This window comes from Aquimarina litoralis (genome assembly GCF_019295435.1).
In the GTDB taxonomy this organism is placed as follows: Bacteria; Bacteroidota; Bacteroidia; order Flavobacteriales; family Flavobacteriaceae; genus Aquimarina; species Aquimarina litoralis_A.
Genome location: NZ_WEKL01000070.1, coordinates 1 through 16,687 on the forward strand (window position 1 = coordinate 1; position 16,687 = coordinate 16,687).

The following is a 16,687-nucleotide window of genomic DNA, read 5'->3' on the forward strand; positions in this document are numbered from 1 at the left end:
AACCTGAAAGCAGAAGAGAATGGATGTTGAACATTTTTAAAAAAGCTACGAACACTCATAATCGCAATAAAGAATTTCAGTTTTGGAAATATGGAAATCACCCTGAAGAAATTTACAGTCAAAAATTCTTATGGTCTAAACTGGATTATATTCATTTAAATCCTGTTAGATCTGGAATCGTAAGCAAAGCTTCACATTATAATTATTCTAGTGCTTCCAACTATGTAAATGGAAATGGCATCATGGAAATTACATTAACCGATGTACCTATTGTTAGTCTTAATAGTGATCATAACTTTTGGAAAAGTATTTCATGGTGATCCTTCGAAGCCGCAAACTTCGAAGAGCAAAGTAATTTTCCAACTACAACACAGACAATTATAGACTATGAAAAAGATTAAGAAAATTTATTTAATATTGATATCCATTTTTTTTGGTTGTAATTTTTCATCCCATAATCGTTTGACTAATAGTATTACAATTGAACAATTTAATGATCAAATTTCTTTATTTTTTTCTAGAATGGAAACTAGAGAAGATTTTAACAAAGAAGAACTAACGATCCTTTTAAAACAATATAATACAATACAAACATTGGAGAATCAAAATAATAAAATATATCAGAACTACACCAAATCATTTAGAAATAACTACATGAAAAAGGTTATTTCTGAATTTGAATTTAAAATATCTAAAGGAATGGGACTTTATTCCCGTAAATTAGATATGTATATTTTGCCATCCAGTAGAATTTCGGAAAACGATACTTACACTATAAAAAATTAGTTCCAGCTCTTTGACGAGTGATGCTCTGCGATAGTTTTTAACTTCGCAGCGGCAAAAAGGCTTTACAAATAAACTTGTTTTACTAATAAGCTCATTGTTAATCTGCCACTTTATAGTAGATAATATTGATTTTGTTAGAGGTATTATTTTTAGGCTTCTAGGAAGTAGAAAGCCATTGCTTTGGATATCAATTATTCTTCTCTTAACAGCTTTTCTATCGTCGTTGATTCTAATACTTAAATCTTATAAATTTGATTTTAAATATAGTATCATAGGGTTTATCTTCCTTATTTTTTCTCTTTGGGTATTATATGATTTATTTTCTTGGTAAAAAAATGAAGCCCTAGAAAGCTTACAACTTCGTAGCATCATATTAATTACAAAAAAGTCTCTTTTTTATTAAAATAAAACCATCTCAAAAGATCTCATTACAAATACCTCAACATTGTTACCTATATCATAATCGATTATGTATTTTTACAGCGATGTATCAAAAAGCACCTGAATCGATTACCGTTACCGAAGCGATCAAAAAGATGGAACACTATTGTGCCTATCAGGATCGTTGTCATAAAGATGTTTCAGAGAAACTAACCACTATGAAGCTTATTCCCGAAGCCAAAGAAAAAATTATACTTCATTTATTAGAACATAATTTTTTAAACGAAGAACGCTTTGCCAAAAGTTTTGCCAGAGGAAAATTCAGAATTAAAAAATGGGGAAAGCAACGTATCGTTAGAGAATTAAAATTCAGGCACATTTCTGAATACTGTATCAAAAAAGCACTACAGGAAATTCCGGAAAATGAATACATGAAAACATTTCATGAGATTGCAGAAAAAAAATTCGAATCCATCAACGTAACGGATAGCTACAAAAAAAGAAAAAAACTAATCGATTATCTCCTCTATCGCGGTTGGGAAAATCAACTAGTTTTCGATAAGGTAGCAGAACTTGTTAATTCCTAAAAAAACAAGATTCTGTTTATAAAGTCTTTAAGAAAATTATGAGAGTTTATTTCAACAAAGAATTAGTTCTACTGATTGCTTTTCTGTTTTTATACTCCATCCATTTTTGTCCTTTTCGGCTTCGCATAAAATTATCAAAATGGCGCATAAAGAACACATTATAGGTCGCCTGCATAAAGTTGCTTAATTTCTTAGGCACCGATCTAATACTCATCGAAAAACCGGGCGTCAAATAGGTCATATGATGCCAATATCCTTCAGGCATATACAAGGTTTCGCCATGACTCAAATGTGTAACAAAGCCTTTCGCTTTTTTTAAAGCAGGCCATTTTTCAAAATCAGGATTCGAAAAATCAATCTGCTGATGAGAAATCAACGCATGTGGTACCTTATATAGAAATTTTGTTTCTGAAGGAGGAAAAAGAATACATTGTTTCTCTCCATGAAAATGAAAATGAAATATATTGGCCAAGTCAATATCGTAATGCATAAAAACCTTAGAACCTCCACCACCAAAAAATAAAAAAGGCATCTTTTTAAGGAATTTCAATCCAATCTTAGGATACTTAAAATCCTTTTGAAGTGCTGGTACTTCCTTCAATAAGTTATACAGGAAAATTCTATAATTGGTAGGTTTCTTTTTTAAGAGATCCACATATGCACTCATTTTCATGCTTGCATGCGGTTCATTGAACTTAAATTCAGAGTTTATCGGTCGATCATCAAAAAGAGGCACTTCCTTATCTCCAGCAACTTCATTTATATAATCTAAATTCCATTTCTGAAAAGCAGGCCAATCTTCAATTAATCGTTCAATCACTACAGGTTTTTGAGGTATAAAATAATCCCTCAAAAATTCTTCTTTAGTAAGTGTTTCTACCCTTGATATTTCCTCTAAATGTAACCCCATTAACTAAGAAATAATTCTAATATTCTGGTTTTCAAAGTTAATCAACTCAACAAATTACTTGTTGAGTAGTGCTTCTTTCCCCTTTTGTTTTGCCAATTCATTTTTCTCAATGATATGCTCAGGTCTTGACCATTTTGGTTTTTCATCTTTTGATTCGAACTTAGAATCTTCAGCTTCCACAGTTTCTGGCTGCGCCTTTTTCACAAATGGCTTTTGCGGATTTAAACCAAGCTTTTTAAACATCTCCATATCTTCATTTACATCTGGATTTGGAGTGGTTAGCAGTTTATCTCCTGCAAAAATCGAATTTGCTCCTGCAAAAAAGCACATGGCCTGTCCTTCTCTACTCATTTCTGTTCTACCAGCAGAAAGCCTTACCTGTGTTTGTGGCATTACAATTCTGGTAGTAGCTACCATTCTAATCATATCCCAAATCTCTACAGGCTTTTGATCTTCCATAGGAGTTCCATCTACTGCAACTAATGCATTAATTGGTACAGATTCTGGCTGTGGATTTAGTTTTGCCAACGCTACTAACATTCCAGCACGATCTTCTGTTTTTTCTCCCATTCCGATAATTCCACCACTACAAACCGTCACATTGGTCTTTCTAACATTGTCGATAGTTTGCAAGCGATCTTCATAACCTCTGGTAGAGATTACTTCTTTATAATACTCTTCTGATGTATCTAAATTATGATTGTACGCATATAAACCAGCTTCAGCAAGTCGTTGTGCTTGATTTTCTGTAATCATTCCAAGCGTACAACAAACTTCCATCTCTAATTTATTGATGGTTCTTACCATTTCCAATACATTATCAAATTCTGGACCATCTTTTACATTTCTCCAGGCAGCACCCATACAAACTCTAGAACTTCCAGAAGCTTTAGCACGTAATGCTTGTGCTTTTACTTGCTGTACACTCATCAAATCATTTCCTTCAATATCGGTATGATATCTCGCTGCTTGTGGGCAATACCCGCAATCTTCAGGACAACCTCCAGTTTTAATGGATAATAAGGTAGAAACCTGAACTGTATTAGGATCGTGATATTCACGATGCACGGAAGCCGCTTCATACAGCAGTTCCATTAATGGTTTATTATATATTGCTAATATTTCTTCTGATGTCCAATCGTGTCTAATAACGCTCATAAATCAATGGTATGTGAATCTTCAAAAATAATTGTTTAAAATCAAAAAACACAAATTCGCTTTATCAAATTCGAGAGTTTTAATAACAATCTATTGTTTATTATTGTTCTTTTATAATGGTAGTTCTAGTAAAATACTTACCGCATTTCCACCAAATCCTACTGCATTTACTATGATCTTTTTTAATTTTTCTGGAACCACTTTATGATCTACAAAAGGGACTGGAATAAATTCTTGATGTTTCATCATCAAAATAGCAAGTTCCAAACTTAGGATTCCACTAGCTCCAAAAGTGTGCCCAATTTTCCATTTATTAGTTGTCATAGCAGGCATATGTTCTCCAAAAACCTCTTGAATAGCATTGTATTCTGCCTGATCTCCCTTTATCGTTCCTGGAGCGTGTAATACAATAGCGTCTATTTCTTTTATATCTGTATCGCCTAATGCCATTTTCATAGATCTCTGAAAACAATCTGCATTGGTAGAGATGGATATATTATGCGTCAAAGTTTCTGTTGCATATCCGATTCCTGTGATCAATGCCAATGCATTTTCAGTATGTCCATTTTCTAAACAAGCAATTCCAGCTCCTTCTCCTAAGAACATAGAATTTCTGGTTTTACTCCAATTCATCGCCTGGCAAGGATAGGTAACTTGATCTGCCGAAGCATAAATTTTCAATGCTTTCATTTGAGCAATCGTAAAAGGCGTCAATGGCGCTTCACTTCCTCCTACCAAAAACTTATCGCTCAATCCCGATTGCAACCAAGCAATCCCATTTAATATAGCATGTAATGCTGTAGAACAGGTTATCGAATGACTTATATTCGGCCCGATAGCACCTAAATCCTGAGCAATCCATGAAGAAATATTTCCCAAAGTGGTCGTAGGAGAACTCAAAGTTGAGGATTGATTTGTTTGTAAAAACTCTTTGTGATACTTCTCAAAAAGACCTGTTGCTCCTCTGGAAGAACCGATATTAATACCAAAATTAAAATCGTCTTTCCAATTTGCTTCTTTTACTGCATTTCTAGCTGCAAATATTGCAAATAATACAGAGTCATCTAGTGGTGTATAATTAGAGTTTTCCTTTCTAAGTTTTTCTATTTCTTGCCGTGCCTGTGAAGCTAATCTTGCAACTGGAGCTTGTTTACCCGCAACATCTTCAAAAGTAATGCGATGTGAAGACTCCTTGTATAACTTCCAAATCTCTTCTGAAGAAATTCCTAAAGGAGAAATAGATGAAATTCCGGTTATGGATACTGGATTTTGCAATACGTAATTTTTGCGCAAATGTAGGGGTTTGTTCTGGTATGTTCAACTGTTCTCCTAATAATTGATTATATACAAAAAGTAGTTATACTATTTCTTTATTTTTAGATAAGAGTACACTTTTTCTTTATAACTCACTCCTATCGGAATTTCTATAGTACCCAATTCTATATCATGCTGCGTATAAGCCGTTATTTTGTCTGTATTTATTATAAAAGATCGATGAACTCTTAGAAACATACTTTCTTTTAGCCTTAATTCAAATTCACTGATTTTATATTTGGTTTGTATCTCTTTGGACTCTGTATATATCTTGATATAATCCCTTAAACTTTCAACATAAATAACCTCATCCATATTAATTTTATGATACTTATTTCCGGATTTGATTAATAATGCTTCTTCTGAAGCCGTTTCATTAAGTTGAACAGAAATAGGCATTGTTTGTTCGTTTCTAAAATAGCGTTCAATGGCTCTAAAAAATCGTTCGAAGGTTATAGGTTTCAATAAATAATCCAGAATATCCAGATCATATCCATCCAAAGCATACTCTCTATAGGCAGTAGTGATAATGGTTTTTGGTTTTGTTTTCAATGTTTTTAAAAACTCTAAACCGGTTATATTTGGCATTTTAATATCCAAAAATAATACATCAATTTGTTGCTGCTTCAAAATTTCCATTGCCTTCATTGCATTATTACAGGTAGCTACGACCTCCAAAGATTCTATCTTCGAAATATGATTTTCAAGCAATCGTATTGCTAGCGGTTCATCATCTACAAGTAAACATCTAACTTTCATTATCTATTGCTATTTTTAGGGTAACCGTAAATAAACCATCTTGTTCTATAATTTTTAGATCATATTGATCCTTGTACAATAAGTCCAATTGTTTTGTAATATTTACTAATCCAATTTTTGTTGCTCGTTCTTCTTTTGGAATATCACTAACTGTATTAGATATCTGAAATATAAACAATCCTTTTTCATAAGTGACTGATATCTCTATTCTTGGAGAACCGCTATCTTCTCCAGCACCATGCTTAAAGGCATTTTCTACAAATGAAAGTAAAATAAGAGGTGCTATTTTTACATCTTCTTCAATATGCTTCTGAAACGTAACTACCAATCGATCATCATAGCGTAATTTTTCTAATTCTATATAATTCTCCAGCATATGTATCTCTGCTAATAAGGAAGTAAACTTATCTGTACATCGATACAATATATAGTCTAAAATCTCAGACAATTTTTCAATCGAATAAGCAGTTTTTGAGGATTTCTCTAATGCCAAAACATATATATTATTCAACGTATTGAATAAAAAATGTGGATTTAACTGTGCTTTGAGTAGCCTTAATTCAGCAGCCACTTTTTCTTTATCTGCTTTTAACGCTCTTTGCTGGGTATGCGTATAATGAAGAAAAAACTTCAGGAAAAGGAAACCAAACACAACACTATAAATATGAGGAACATACTTTAAAATAAGATGCTTCCATTCGGTCATAATCTGCCACAAGGATTCTTGCTGAAAAGGAGGTGTTCTGGTTAAACTTTCTGAAAGATATACGATCAGAACTCTTCCTAAAACACTGATAAAATAGATGCTAGCAATACATATTATGATGTAGACAAGCTTTCGTTTGGCAACTGCATATTTTGGGATCAAATAATAGGCTAAAAAATAAGAAGCGATCATTTGCGGAATCAAATAGCATAGTTGCCTAATAAACGACGCATATAACGAATATAGATCTAATACTCGATCTCTTGTCATAAAGGCAACCACAATTACGCTCCAAAAAATGAAATGTTTGGCCCATTTTTTTTCTTGTAACCGGAGTGCTGTTTGTTCAAACCAAATTTTATCTGCCATTGCACTTACTAAAATAGGCAATAACAACAAACTTATGTAGTTGCATCGACGAGTTATGGATAAAAACAAACGAATTTTTAGTTTCTAATGACTAATGCTTTTTGTCTGCTAAAAAAGCATAAAAAGAAGTACTACAAAAGTATCTGTCGATCGTATAAAATCAGCATCCCTTTATTTTCAATTTTTGACAAAACAAAAAGTTATATCAAAATGAAACAATTCTTATACATAACAGTGTTAGTGAGTTTATGTCTATTAAATACTAAAGCTTATAACCAAGAAAAAGAGATCATAATTAATGAGGGCTCTGGAACTTTTATAATAGAAGGAGGAAAAGGAAATGAACATAAAGAAATCACTGTTCATTATTATAAGCCTAAAAAGTTCGATGCATCCTCAAGAGTGTTGCTTGTCATTCCAGGATCAGGAAGAAATGGAGATAGCTATCGAGATAGTTGGATTGAAGAGTCTGAAAAATACAATATCCTTATTCTATCGCCAAGTTACCCAGAAAAAGAATACTTATATGAACATTATCATTTAGGCGGTATTGTAAAAGATGCGAATACCAGAGAGAGTATAACGTTTATAAAAGGGACCAATCAGGTTTATTTGGACGAAGATAAAACTTCGATACAACTCAATTTAGACACAACGACATGGATTTACAAAGATTTTGATCGAATATTTGATGCAGCGATAACAGCTGTAAACGGTTCACAAAAAGGCTATGATATATTTGGACATTCTGCTGGTGGTCAGATTTTACATAGGTTTACCATTTTCAATACCAAATCGAAAGCAAAGAGAATAATTGCTGCTAATTCTGGAAGTTATACATTACCAGATTTTGAAACTAAATTTCCTTTCGGAATTGAAGATCTTGAGCTTTCCACAAAAGATTTAAAAAAATCTTTCAAACAACAGCTCACTATTTTTGTTGGCGAATTGGATAACGAAAATGAAACCGGTGGAATTTTACTACGTTCTAAAACGGTAGACAAACAAGGATTACATAGGCTTGCCAGAGCACAGTATTTTTATAAAATAGCCAAAGCGAAAGCCAAAGAAATGAACTGTACATTTAATTGGAAATTAAAGGTAATCCCAAACGTTGGCCACAATATGAGAGAAATGGGAAATGCTGCTGGTATTTATTTATATGAGTAAATTTCTTGTAACAAAATGCTTGCAATTGATACTTATATAGTGATAGAAAACACACTATATTATGGAAGTTCAAGCACCAAAAAAAAGTTGGTTTAGTAGAAATTGGCCTTGGGTAGTACCACTTGGAGGATGCCTTACGATCATTATTATATTTTTTGTCTTTTTAGGCTCAGTAATTTTTGGTGTTTCGCAAGCCTTTACAAATTCTGGTCCTTATCAAGATGCGATGGCAAAAGTGCAAAGCGATGAATATGTGATAGAAAAATTAGGAGAACCTATTGAAACGAATGGTATTATGAACGGCAGTTTAAAGTTCGAAAATGATGAAGGTTCTGTTGATATTTCCATTCCTATAAAAGGTCCTGATGGAGAAGGTAGAGTATATATAGTAGGAACCAAAAATGATGGAAATTGGAACTATTCTGAATTGTATGTCATCTTAGAAGAAACCAACGAGCAAGTCGACTTACTATGGGGAAAAGGAAGTGACGAGAACTAACGACTTGCTGAATAGGATAAAACATTTCGCTATGAACATAAAAAAAGAGCTTTTTTAGAAAAGCTCTTTTTTTATGAAGAAATTACGCAAGATTTATTCTTTGTAATTATAGGTTATAGCATATACAGATTCTGACCCTTCATCATCAATTACGGTCATTGTTGCAGAAGTAGGATAATTATCAGCATCATAAACATAGTCCACTTTAAGTTCACCAACAATTTCACCATCTTCATCTTTGTATGTAATAGATTTAATATTATTTAAAGGAAATAATGCACGTGCTTGAACAATTTCAGGACTTTGTGGCATCATACTAAAGTTTAGTTGAACTTTATCTAAAACCTCAATTAAACCAGCAGCTTCAAACGTATAGAAATAAGGATTTGGTGTAGCATCATATGTTATGGTAGCAATATATTCTTCTGTAATTTCTTCATATTGTCCTGTTGTCTGGTTATATTCGTAATAATCCTCAAGTACACTAACAGAAATCGGATTTCCACTAGTATCGTACTCCAATACCTCTCCCGTTTCAAATGCTTCATACGGATCTTGATATAATTCACTTAAACTAAAAGGATCACCATCGCCTGTAATTGTTGATAATTCATTGTCATCATGTACTAAAACCACTGATCCAACTCCACTAGTTGCACTTGTTACTTTATCATTGGCATCATAGTTCACTGTAAAAACTTGATCTTCTTCTTCAATTTGTGCAGGGTTAAATTCAACCCTTTCTATTAATTTTTTTGCAGTATTTCCATTGGCATCATCAAATTGATCGGAAACAGAATCGCTCTCACAGCTGGTCATTAAAATACTAATCAACCCTAATAAGCATAAAGGTTTTCTCATTGTAGTTTGGTTTAAATTCATAAAATTGATTTTCATTTCTATTGTACTATTATTGATGTACGTATTATTTAGTATCATCAGAGTACAATATGTTACCCAACAATGAGTGCCTTTTTTTAAAAAAATTATAATTGATTTAATAATTGCTCTATCGTTTGATAGACTTTATCCAATTCTTGTTTAGTAATCACATAAGGTGGTAAAATGTAAATGGTTTTTCCTAAAGGTCGTAGACATACTCCATTTTGCATAAAATGATCAAAGATTTCATATCTTTTCTTACCATATCGATCCATTTCGATATCTAGATCCAAGGCATAAATAACTCCTTTTCGTCGAGTTGTTTTTATTCTAGGATGTTCTTTAATACGATCATCAAACTCCTGATGAGACTTGATAATCATAGAGATCTTCTCCTGAATATTTTCAGAACTTAAAAGATCAATTCCAGCAATCGCAACAGAACAAGCGATTGGATTTGCAGAATAGGTATGCGCATGAAAAAATGCTTTTCCTACTGAATCATCTAAGAATGCATCGTATATTTCTTGTGTACAACTTGTCACTGCCATCGGTACAAAACCAGCTGTTAACGCTTTAGACATAGAAATAATGTCTGGTTGTGTACTCATATATTCGGATGCAAAGTTTTTACCTGTTTTTCCAAAACCTGTCATTACCTCATCGGCAATGGTTATAATTGTATTCTCTTTGCAGATTTCCAGAATTCTATCCAGATACTTAGCTTCAAACATATGCATTGCATTTGCTCCCTGAACCAATGGTTCATAAATAAAAGCTGCAACCTTATTTGTGCTTATAATATGTCGTAAAGACTTCAGGACCTCATCAAAATTATCTTTATTGGGTGTGGGAATTCTTTTTACATCAATAAAGAAATCTTCAAAAGGACCGTTATATACGGATAATCCAGAAGCCGACATCGCTCCGAAAGTATCTCCATGAAAACCGTCTTCGAAAGCAATGATTGTATTTCTTTTTTCTCCTTTATTAAAATGATATTGCAATGCCATCTTAATTCCCACTTCGTTAGCAGTAGATCCATTATCAGAGAAAAATATTTTCTCCTGATTATCTGGTAATATTTCAATTAACTTTTCGGACAGTTCGATTGCTGGTTCGTGTGTAAAACCGGCAAAAACAATCTGATCCAAGGTTTGCATCTGTTTACTTACTCTTTCCAGAATAAATGGATTACAATGTCCATACATTGCTGTATACCAAGAAGCAATACCATCAATATATTCCTTTCCTTTATCATCATAAAGCAAAGCTCCTTCTGCCTTTACAATGGGTAAGGCATCTGGATGGATTTTATGCTGTGTAAGTGGATGCCAAAGATGTTGTTTATCTCTCTGTTGTAAACTCATAACGTTTCTAATTCATCCTTAAACAATGAGGCATATTCTTTAACTACCATTTTATCAAAATAAGGTTCGTTATCCACTCTACCGATAATTTTTGCCTTCGTCATTTTTTTGATAATACTTTCGGTAGTTATATGTTCGTCTCCGCTAAAAATAATCACTGGATCAAATCCTTTCTCTTGTAATAATTTTACAGTCAATAATGTATGATTTATACTCCCTAAATAATGTCTGGATACCACAATAACTTTACAATCAGGATCGATAATATCTAAAATTGTAGCTTCATCATTTAACGGAACTAGCAAACCTCCAGCACCTTCGATCACTATAGTATTTGAAGTTGAAGGAATTTGGATATTGTTAATATCGATAGTAATGCCATCAATTTCTGCCGCAGCATGAGGACTCATTGGCGTATGCAAAGCATAACTATTTTTATGAAAGGTAGATTCAGAATTAGAAACCAACTCTTTTACTTTATCGGTATCAGAATAGGATAAATCTCCTGCTTGAACAGGTTTAAAATAATCTGCTTGCAGTGCCTCAACTACGATGGCAGATACTACAGTTTTACCAACATCTGTTCCTATTCCTGTTATAAATATCTTTTTTTGTTCTTTTTTAGCCATAATAGACGTGATAATTTGTCTTCTTTACTCGATAATCAAAACTTGAATATCTCAACGCTTTCTACGAGCTAATTTATTTTTTGACAAAGGTAGCTAACAAGGTCAAAACTTCTACTATTTCTTCCTTGGTATTACAGCTATGCAAACAAAATCGTAATCGTTCTTTTCCCTCAGGAACTGTTGGTGATAAAATTGGTTTTACATCAAAACCTTGATCATGTATTTTTGAGGCAATAGCCTTTACTTTTTCATTTCCTGAAATGATACAACAATGTATAGCAGAGTCACTTTTAATGAATAGCTTTTCTAATTGCATAGATTCCTTTTGCTCATTAAAAAACTGAATAACGTTTCGAAGTTTATCAATCTCTGCTGTTATTTTAAGTTGCTGATATGAAGATTGGATTGTAGCAATTGTATGTGGTGACAAACCGGTTGTATAGATAAAACTCCTTGCAAAATTTACCAGATATTGTTTTAATTCAGAAGATCCCAAAATAACCGCTCCATGACAACCTAATGCTTTACCAAAGGTGTGAATTCGTGCAAACACTTTTTCTTCAAGTCCTAACTCCTGAATTAAACCAGTACCTTTATTTCCAAATACTCCTGTAGCATGAGCTTCGTCAACTACAAAATGACAATCATTGGTTTCACATAATTGAGAAAAAGCTTCTAAATCTGGCACATCTCCATCCATTGAGAAAACCGATTCTGTTACTACATATATTTCTTGGTTTTCGATGGATCCTGATATAATTGATACTATTCTTTCTTTTAAATCCTCTAGATCATTATGTTTAAATTTATATGATTTAGCATTGCTCATTATGATTCCGTCGCGGATAGAAGCATGAATTAATTCATCATATATAATAACATCACCTCGTTGTGGAACAGAAGAGAAAAAACCAATATTCGCATCATATCCCGAATTAAAAATCAAAGCAGATGCCGCATTATGAAAATTGGCTAGCATTGCTTCAGTTTCACTATACAATGTATGATTTCCCGAAAGCAAACGTGAACCTGTTGCTCCATTTTCATATATATCACGCTCAGTTAATAGCTGATGTGCATCATCAAAAATAACTTTGGAAGAAGAAAAACCTATATAATCATTAGACGAAAAGTCAACTAACTTACTTTGACTTCCTAACATGCGTAAAGCGTCTTTTTTTTCTCTTTCCTGAAGCTTTTTATGAAGTTTTTTTGGCATTCGTTGCATGCTGCTAAAATACAACAAAATGGAACTTACAACAGCAGTCAAAGACTATAATCATGATTTGAAAAACAACAATTAAATATTCTTTTTTGATAAAAAATTATTGTTTTTCAATAATTTTTGTATATTTGTTATCGTTAAACGATAATTTTATGAAGACGAAACAAATTATTACATTGATTAAAATTGCTTCTTGGGTTATATTTATTGGGCTATGCATACAACTTGGAGCAATTCTTCTTTCTGGAATCATAAGCCTTTTCGGAAATCCGGAAGCATCAAATAATCTTTATTTAGGTTTAGACCTATCAGAACTCTATGCATTCTCTAAAAAATATTACTTATATGTTTTATCTCTACTCATAACGGTAACCGCATTGAAAGCATACCTATTCTATCTAGTAATCAAAATATTTATGAAAATTGATTTTGATCAACCCTTTACCAAAACTATAGCATCTATAATTTCATCAATTAGCTATGTTGCGTTATGGGCAGGTTTGATAGCTTATTTGGCAAATGATTATTGTAAATGGTTATTAAAGAAAGGAGCTGTATTTAGTTTAGATTGGGGGAATTCTGAATTTCTATTCATGGCTGGGATTATATTCATTATAGCTTTCATATTCAAAAGGGGTGTACAAATTCAATTAGAAAACGATTTAACTATATAGCTATGAGTATAAAAATGTTTGGAAAAAAATCGTTATCTACTGTATTATTTTATAGTACTCGATTAATCATGTTCGGATATGGAATATTTTTGTTATTGATCATCATATCTTTGGTAAGCAATAATTTTGTTATCACTGAAACTAATGAGCTTCAGATTCATATTCCTTTTATAGGTTCTATGATTAAAGGAGCCTTTGATCTGTTCACATTCATTGGTGTTTTCTGTTTCCTTATTTTCTACGCTTCTTTTTTCTTAGTACTATCCTTAATCTTTAGAACATTTAGTGCGGAAAAACTTTTTACACAAGAAGCGATTACCTATTTAAAATGGTTTACCATTATAAATCTGACCATACCTGTTGTATACTTAATAGTAGGAACTTTAATAAATAATACCATTACACTAGATGATGTTATCCCTGCGCTATTACACATTGGGTTAGGAATTTTTGCAGCCTTTATTGCTACTATATTCAAACAAGGTTTCACATTACAAGAAGAAAACGAATTAACAATATAACTATGCCAATAATCATTAATCTTGATGTCATGCTTGCCAAGCGAAAAATGAAGAGTAAGGAATTGGCAGAAAAAATAGGTATTACCACTGCAAATCTCTCTATTTTGAAATCAGGTAAAGCAAAAGCTATCCGATTTTCTACACTTGAAGCGATTTGTAAAGAACTGGATTGTCAACCAGCAGATATTCTGGAATATGTAGAAAATTAAAAAACATTTAGCTGGGCTCATCTCCTTAATTTCTTAGCTGTAATTCATAGATACAGCACTCAATTTTGCAATGATATACATCACTGCACTGATATTTTATTGTCTAATTTTAATCAATCATCAAATGAAAAAAAAGAAAAAATGGAAGTTATATCTTCTATATCCAATACTTACGATTTGTACCATAATGTTACTAATTATTGGGTACAAATTGAATCAAAGCACCGTTACGTTAACCGAAAATGGAATTTATAAAACCCTACATATACCTATTAAGAATAAGTTTATAGATATTAACGTAAATCTTGCTGGAGCGGCAGATCAACCAAAATTTGAATCCGATTTTATACAAGGCCCTATTGTGAGTTATACTAATAACGAAACCCTTCAGGTAGCATGGTATAACGCAGGGAAAAATCATGAAAAAATTTATGACGCCAACATTAAGAGTTTTTCCATTCATACTGAAGATGAGAAACATGATTTTATCTTACCAGAAATCGATACTCCTCCAACAGTAATAAAAACCACGCCTAACAAAGTAGCATTTATAAGCGATGTTCATGGTGATTTCCAATACATGAATAATGTATTATTTAACTTGAATGTAATCGATTCATTAGGTAACTGGAATTTTGATACTAATCATCTGGTTATCGCTGGAGATATGGTAGATCGAGGAACTTCGGTAGATCAAGTACTTTGGAAAATTGTATTACTTTCTGAACAAGCTAAACAAGCAGGAGGAATGGTACATTATCTTATTGGAAACCATGAGCAATATATCCTTAAAGGGAATTTTAGTAGGGTACACCCAAAAAACTTATATGCTACTCAGCAAATGATGCCTTTTGCAAAAGCGTATTCAAATAATACTTATTTAGGAAAATGGCTACGAACAAGACCAGTATTACTTAAAATTGGAAATACGCTTGTTACACATGGTGGAGTAAGCCCTGAAACTGTAGTGAAAAAATACACAGTTCAACAAATAAACCAAGCCATGTGGGACTACTGGAATGAAAAACCTATAGAAGAGGACCTGAAAGAAATCATTTTGGGAAAAACCGGAGTTACACAATATAGAGGTTACATTAGAGCCAATGATGAAGTTAAAAAAGCATCAAAGAATCAGGTACAACAGGTTCTTGAATATTATGACGCTTCCAGAGTAATCGTAGGACATACCAATGTTGACTCCATCACTCCTATATTTGAAGGTAAAGTATACGATATTAATGCAATAGAAACCTCTCCTCAAGCATTACTATTAGAGAATGGCAAACCTAAAGTCATTAATATTGGTCTAGTAAAAGAAGAGAAAACCTATAAAACATATCATAGAGATTTTTCATTATCAAAAGCAAATGATCTCAAATTAATCGCTTTAACGATAAACAGTGCCATAAAACTTTCTATGATTCCTCACCCATATTAATTTAAACTATAACCAAAAAAAGATCAGAATAAGCGTATCTTCATATAATGAAAAATATACGATATACAACTTCTTCCAGCGACATAGAATTAGAACAAATTCTTTTGCTTCAGCAAAGTAATTTATCGGAATCTATTACTCTAAACGAGAAACAAAATGAGGGTTTTGTCACTGTAAGACATGATTTTGATATTCTTAAAAAAATGAATCTCCAACAACCACATATTATTGCAAAACACAATGATCAGGTTGTTGGATATGCATTATGTATGACCAAAGATTTTGGAAACGATATTGAAGTACTCAAACCTATGTTTCAGAAAATTGATAATTTAATTGATCCGGAAACCAACTATATCGTGATGGGGCAAGTATGCATAGATAAAGAATATAGAAAGCAAGGAATCTTCAAAGGGCTGTATCAAAAAATGAAATCCTCACTACAACAAGAGTATGCGTTACTAATTACTGAAGTAGCTTCAAACAATCACAGATCTTTACAAGCGCATTATGCAGTAGGATTTACAGATCTTCTCGTTTACCAAAGTGATACGGTAGAATGGCATATTGTTAGTTGGGATTGGACATGATTTCCCCGACATTATAAAACTGATTAAAAACTTTAAAACCATGTTCCTTTTGCATACAAAAAAGGAGCTAAAAATAGTTTTAACTCCTTTATAAAGTGTACTTAAAAGGTTCTGTTACTCGATTCCCAGATAAGGATTATAGATATATGTTTTACTAATGTTCCCTAATCCATTAAAATACTCATCGACTAAGTGAGCAGGATAGTAGGCAATTCCTCCTGCTAATAGGCCTTGATTTCCTCCATCATTTTTATCATCCCAATTCCAAGGAGCATTAGCAGATCCACTTCCATAAGATTTTTGAAAGGATTTCGCATTACTAAAAAGGTTCGTATTAAATCGCTGATCCCACATACCTCCATTCTCAAAGATATTTACCAGTTTATACTTTACATTTCGATCATAAATATCAGACGGATGTTCGCTAGTGGTTTTACTAGGAAAATATACTACATAATCGCTACCACCAGGTTGTTGTTTAGAATGTGCCTTGATTCCATGCCCTTTTGC

General features: G+C 32.6%; 18 protein-coding genes and 2 pseudogenes. 10 read left to right on the forward strand and 10 right to left on the reverse strand.

Translation table 11 applies throughout. From position 1 onward, the window contains the following. The 3 genes and pseudogenes from GBO31_RS22170 to GBO31_RS22180 all read left to right on the forward strand — a co-directional run. Positions 1-320 (forward strand): annotated as a pseudogene (locus GBO31_RS22170) (REP-associated tyrosine transposase); the annotation flags it as partial. A 67-nt stretch (positions 321-387) separates the two neighbouring features. Continuing rightward, positions 388-786 (forward strand): hypothetical protein, encoded by a 399-nt coding sequence (locus GBO31_RS22175; RefSeq protein WP_219010767.1) that lies wholly within the window; start codon positions 388-390, stop codon positions 784-786. A gap of 485 nt (positions 787-1,271) precedes the next feature. After that, positions 1,272-1,754, forward strand: coding sequence for a regulatory protein RecX (locus GBO31_RS22180; RefSeq protein ID WP_219010768.1), 483 nt, complete (start codon positions 1,272-1,274; stop codon positions 1,752-1,754). Between the two features lie 46 nt (positions 1,755-1,800). Here GBO31_RS22180 and GBO31_RS22185 read toward each other — a convergent pair whose 3' ends face one another. The 5 genes from GBO31_RS22185 to GBO31_RS22205 all read right to left on the reverse strand — a co-directional run bounded on the left by GBO31_RS22185 (position 1,801) and on the right by GBO31_RS22205 (position 6,970). Next, positions 1,801-2,664, reverse strand: a complete 864-nt coding sequence (locus GBO31_RS22185) for a cupin-like domain-containing protein (protein WP_219010769.1) — start codon at positions 2,662-2,664, stop codon at positions 1,801-1,803. 54 nt (positions 2,665-2,718) lie between these two features. Then, the gene (bioB, locus tag GBO31_RS22190; RefSeq protein WP_219010770.1) at positions 2,719-3,822 is read right to left on the reverse strand and encodes a biotin synthase BioB; all 1,104 of its coding nucleotides are present in this window, start codon (positions 3,820-3,822) and stop codon (positions 2,719-2,721) included. Positions 3,823-3,933: 111 nt separating this feature from the next. Beyond that, positions 3,934-5,097 (reverse strand): beta-ketoacyl synthase N-terminal-like domain-containing protein, encoded by a 1,164-nt coding sequence (locus GBO31_RS22195; protein WP_219010783.1) that lies wholly within the window; start codon positions 5,095-5,097, stop codon positions 3,934-3,936. Between the two features lie 87 nt (positions 5,098-5,184). Then, positions 5,185-5,895 (reverse strand): LytR/AlgR family response regulator transcription factor, encoded by a 711-nt coding sequence (locus GBO31_RS22200; protein WP_219010771.1) that lies wholly within the window; start codon positions 5,893-5,895, stop codon positions 5,185-5,187. Beyond that, entirely contained in the window at positions 5,885-6,970 is a 1,086-nt protein-coding gene (locus tag GBO31_RS22205; RefSeq protein WP_246615959.1) for a sensor histidine kinase, read from the reverse strand. Before GBO31_RS22205 ends, GBO31_RS22200 begins: the two co-directional genes overlap by 11 nt. A 210-nt stretch (positions 6,971-7,180) precedes the next feature. Between GBO31_RS22205 and GBO31_RS22210 the strand changes: the two genes are divergently transcribed. Both GBO31_RS22210 and GBO31_RS22215 read left to right on the forward strand, forming a co-directional pair. Then, positions 7,181-8,140, forward strand: a complete 960-nt coding sequence (locus GBO31_RS22210; protein WP_246615960.1) for a hypothetical protein — start codon at positions 7,181-7,183, stop codon at positions 8,138-8,140. Positions 8,141-8,201: 61 nt separating this feature from the next. Next, on the forward strand, positions 8,202-8,639 hold the full coding sequence (locus GBO31_RS22215) for a cytochrome c oxidase assembly factor Coa1 family protein (RefSeq protein ID WP_219010773.1): 438 nt from the start codon (positions 8,202-8,204) through the stop codon (positions 8,637-8,639). A gap of 93 nt (positions 8,640-8,732) precedes the next feature. On the opposite strand, the gene GBO31_RS22220 is transcribed toward GBO31_RS22215, so the two are convergent. The 4 genes from GBO31_RS22220 to GBO31_RS22235 form a co-directional block, all read right to left on the reverse strand. Then, positions 8,733-9,500, reverse strand: a complete 768-nt coding sequence (locus GBO31_RS22220; RefSeq protein WP_219010775.1) for a hypothetical protein — start codon at positions 9,498-9,500, stop codon at positions 8,733-8,735. 125 nt (positions 9,501-9,625) lie between these two features. Next, a complete protein-coding gene (gene bioA, locus GBO31_RS22225) occupies positions 9,626-10,891 on the reverse strand; it encodes an adenosylmethionine--8-amino-7-oxononanoate transaminase (protein WP_219010776.1) in 1,266 nt (421 codons plus the stop codon). After that, entirely contained in the window at positions 10,888-11,520 is a 633-nt protein-coding gene (gene bioD / locus GBO31_RS22230) for a dethiobiotin synthase (protein ID WP_219010777.1), read from the reverse strand. Before bioD ends, bioA begins: the two co-directional genes overlap by 4 nt. A gap of 73 nt (positions 11,521-11,593) precedes the next feature. Beyond that, positions 11,594-12,748: an aminotransferase class I/II-fold pyridoxal phosphate-dependent enzyme gene (locus GBO31_RS22235; protein ID WP_219010788.1), complete on the reverse strand. Its 1,155-nt coding sequence runs from the start codon at positions 12,746-12,748 to the stop codon at positions 11,594-11,596. A gap of 149 nt (positions 12,749-12,897) precedes the next feature. Here GBO31_RS22235 and GBO31_RS22240 point away from each other — a divergent pair, with 149 nt between their 5' ends. The 5 genes from GBO31_RS22240 to GBO31_RS22260 all read left to right on the forward strand — a co-directional run bounded on the left by GBO31_RS22240 (position 12,898) and on the right by GBO31_RS22260 (position 16,177). After that, positions 12,898-13,419: a DUF2975 domain-containing protein gene (locus GBO31_RS22240; protein WP_219010778.1), complete on the forward strand. Its 522-nt coding sequence runs from the start codon at positions 12,898-12,900 to the stop codon at positions 13,417-13,419. Positions 13,420-13,421: 2 nt separating this feature from the next. Further along, the gene (locus GBO31_RS22245; RefSeq protein WP_219010779.1) at positions 13,422-13,940 is read left to right on the forward strand and encodes a DUF2975 domain-containing protein; all 519 of its coding nucleotides are present in this window, start codon (positions 13,422-13,424) and stop codon (positions 13,938-13,940) included. 2 nt (positions 13,941-13,942) lie between these two features. Then, a complete protein-coding gene (locus GBO31_RS22250; RefSeq protein WP_219010780.1) occupies positions 13,943-14,149 on the forward strand; it encodes a helix-turn-helix domain-containing protein in 207 nt (68 codons plus the stop codon). Between the two features lie 124 nt (positions 14,150-14,273). Then, positions 14,274-15,587, forward strand: coding sequence for a metallophosphoesterase (locus tag GBO31_RS22255; RefSeq protein ID WP_219010781.1), 1,314 nt, complete (start codon positions 14,274-14,276; stop codon positions 15,585-15,587). Between the two features lie 47 nt (positions 15,588-15,634). Next, entirely contained in the window at positions 15,635-16,177 is a 543-nt protein-coding gene (locus GBO31_RS22260; RefSeq protein WP_219010782.1) for a GNAT family N-acetyltransferase, read from the forward strand. A gap of 114 nt (positions 16,178-16,291) precedes the next feature. On the opposite strand, the pseudogene GBO31_RS22265 reads toward GBO31_RS22260, so the two are convergent. Further along, positions 16,292-16,687, reverse strand: a pseudogene (locus GBO31_RS22265) (hypothetical protein); the annotation flags it as partial.